Here is a 3,269-nt window from a genome sequence, read left to right as displayed (position 1 = left end):
GGTGCCGGCACGCATCACCATCGCATTGGCGCTGTCCCAGTCATTTGGGCCGCCATCGGTCAGGGTCAGAATGACCCGGCGCTCTTCCTGACGCGCCAACAGGTCCGCCGCGGCATACCACAGCGCCCCCGTCATCGGGGTACCGCCGCGTGCGTTCTGCACGAAGGCGCCGGCCCGGGCCGCCACGCGATCGCCGTGGCTCGTGATGCGGGTGACCATTTCTGCCTCCCCATTTGGACCAGGAAAGGCGGTGACGGCACACGACACCCCCCGAATGGGCTCAAGCGCGAGGGCCAGGGACATGGCCGCGTCCAGCGCAATACGATCAGCGCCACCGGCCATCGACCCCGAAAGGTCAATCAACACATGGACCGCCGTGTTGGGGGCCATCCGCTGGTCAGTGCGCTGAAAGATCCGGTCGTCCCCGACCGCGGCCCGGTGCAGATGCCGGGTGCTCAATGCGCGTCCCCGCCTCGCCGTCCTGGTCTTGGCCATGTCGTGGGCCTGGACGAGGCCCTGGAGCCGTGCCGCGAGCTTCGCGGACTCTCCTTTCACTGCGGCGAGACGCGTATTGCCGATTGCCGCGTAGCCCTGGTAGTCCTCCAAGGACGGCAGGAGCGGCGTGTCGGTGCCCGCCGTCTGCGCGTTCAGGGCCTCGGCGACGGCCTCGAAGAGGTCCTCGGGCAGCTCGTCTTCGCCAGCCGAGAGGATCGCCCGGAGGGCGTCGCGCCCGGCCGCATCGTCATCGCCAAGCTCTTGGCCCCCGGCTACCTCGTCGTCGCCGGACTCCTGGTCCCCGGCCGCTTCCTCTTCGTCGGGCTCTTGGTCCCCGGCCGCATCGTCATCGCCGGGCTCCGGGTCCCCGGCCGCATCATCTTCACCAGGCTCTTGATCGCCGGCCGCATCGTCGGACTCTGCCGCCGGCGGCGGCTCCTGTGCCTCCTGCTCGACCAGCGCCACGATGCGGTCCGCTAAACCGGCGGTGGACGCCGTGCTGTCCAGCCCCGGGACTTCAGCAAGAAGCCCCAGCAGGCGATGGACGAAGCTGGCAGGGAAGGTCATCCGCAGCACCCGCTCAGACTCCTCGGCCAGGTCCTTTAAGACCGCTTGCCGTCGCACGCGATACCGCAGCATGGTCAGGAGAAAGCAGGTCAAGACCATCGGCGGGCTGTCGGCCTCCTTGGCCGCCCTGGTTGCGCCCTCACGGACCAGCCATCCCAACGTCTCGTCCAGGGTCTTCACGGAACCTGGGTAGGGCCCGAGGATCGCGTTCTCGATCCGCACATCTTCGAGGATGTTGAGGACCGCGTTGACGAGCGGTCCCTTCATTGCGGTCCGACGGTACACGCCCATGTCAGTAAACCGCACATGGGCGGCCTCGTGGGTCAGGTAGCCCCATGCCAGCGTCTTGGCCACCGGCTCGTCCCGGATCGCGGGGATGACGATGGTCCTGCCATCGGTGCTGGCTTTGGCTCCCCCAACCTGCACCTTCACGCCGAATTTCCGCCCGTAGGCGGCGGCAACGATCGGCAGGGCCTGCATCAGATTGCCCTTGTTCATAGTGCGCTCCAAAAAATCAGGGGCGCACGACCCCCGGCGGGGATCGGCGCCCCGCTGGGGTGGTGGATAGCGGATCGGGCGCCGAGGCGCGCCGTCCGCCACAGGGTCAGAAGAAGAAGCCCCCGCCGTCATCGACGGCCAGTACCTCTTCTTCCTTCTCTTCAACCGCAGGCAGCGCCCGCGGCAGGTCGTCGGTCGTCTCCGCGGCCTGAGGTGTGTCGGATGTCACCGACTCAGCCCCGAAGATCACGTCGAGTTCCTCGTCGAAGGACAACTCAGGGGCCGGCGGTGCAGCCGTCTCAGCGACGACTGGCGCCTCATCCAGGGTCACGGCGCCGGTCTCTTCGTCGTGTTCCGGCATCGTCTCGCCGGTCTGCATCGCCCGTTGCCCGGCGCCGTGCCGAGCCATCCGCTTGGAGTCCCCAAGTAAGAGCGCGAGACCCATCCCCTCGTTGAAGATCGCCCCCTCGATTGGGCCCTCCAACGGCACCCGGGCGAACCAGTCGTCAATCGTGTCGACCACCGGTGCAATCCGTTGGTCGATGAACGACAGACAGGCCAATTTCTCCCGGATGCGCCGGAAGGTCCCCAGCGCGCGACGGTGCAGCTTCTCCTTGCCCTCGAAGCTTTCATCCAGCTCCCGGGCCATCTGCTCAACCTCGGCGAAAATGCCATCGCCGAGCCCGTTGACCTCCTGCTCCAGGGTCCCCGGCTGATCTGCCGGGGCGATTTGAACCAACTGGAAGCCGAAGCGCAGACGGCCGCCGACCACATTGGCCGGCTCGATCGCCCGCCTGATCGGCTCCTCCCAGGCAGGGAGGCTGGAGATCCACTCCTCCAGTGCCTGGTCGTAACCGGACAGGAAGGTCTGGGTCTCTGCATCAAACGCGGCTTTCACCGTCTCCAGCTTGTCCGCCAAGGACTCGGCATGACAGTTGGGCACCGCAAACCCGCCAAGAAAGCGGGTTCCGAGGTGCAAACAGGCGCGTTCACCGACCTTCTTCAGCCGGTGGAACTCCTTCAGCGCCTCCGGGTTGCAGATACGCTTTGACCCCAGCGAAACGAGGTCCTCCGGCGGGATCTCGGTCCCGAGCTTCAAATCTTCCGGCCGGAGCTTTTTACGGCCCGACCAGATGTTCACGCCAAGTACGACCAGTGTTATCTGGTCCGTGATGTGATGGATAGGGTGTCTGTCTTGCACGGTTTGTCTCCTTGCCAAACCGGGCGCAAGCGACCGCCTGGCGGCGACCACAGGCGCCGCGGTTGGCGGTTGGATTGGACGATCGGTTTAGAAGTAGAAGCCGTCTTCATCCCCGCCCAGGAGGGCAGCGATGTCGATGGCAGACTGCTTCGGTTTCTTCGGCGGTGCCGGCGGGTGCTCGGATGCCGACTGAATGCGCGGGAGGTGCCTGACCTCCCCTTGCGTGTTGATCAGGCGCCGCCCCACCGGCTGGTAGCCCTTGTTCATCTTCTCGGTCCGACGCTGATGGATGACCGCGCGGGTCAGACCGATCTGGTTTTGCACCAGATGCCCTTCTTTCCCCCACCGGACCTCAAAGAGTCCGGAACCGGTGCCCATCTCGGCGTAGCCCCACTCCTTGGCCGATCCATCCGGATGGGTGAAACGGAACAGCTCGTAGGTCTTGCCGTTCACGGCTGCGACCCATCCCAGTAGTCGCCAAAGACGTCGGCCGCGATCCGGTGGATCG

At 66.0% G+C, this 3,269-nt stretch carries 3 protein-coding genes; all 3 read right to left on the bottom strand.

The window, feature by feature from the left end:
• Positions 1-1,560, bottom strand: a 1,560-nt coding sequence (locus QZX93_RS24110) for a VWA domain-containing protein (RefSeq protein ID WP_295390412.1), incomplete at its 3' end; no start/stop codon positions are given.
• 106 nt (positions 1,561-1,666) lie between these two features.
• Entirely contained in the window at positions 1,667-2,761 is a 1,095-nt protein-coding gene (locus QZX93_RS24105; RefSeq protein ID WP_295394984.1) for a DUF3150 domain-containing protein, read from the bottom strand.
• 87 nt (positions 2,762-2,848) lie between these two features.
• A partial coding sequence (locus QZX93_RS24100) for a hypothetical protein (protein WP_295390407.1) occupies positions 2,849-3,269 on the bottom strand: 421 nt, incomplete at its 5' end.

This window comes from uncultured Thiodictyon sp., assembly GCF_903946935.1.
Classification (GTDB): Bacteria; Pseudomonadota; Gammaproteobacteria; order Chromatiales; family Chromatiaceae; genus Thiodictyon.
This window is presented reverse-complemented; position numbering and strand designations above follow the sequence as displayed.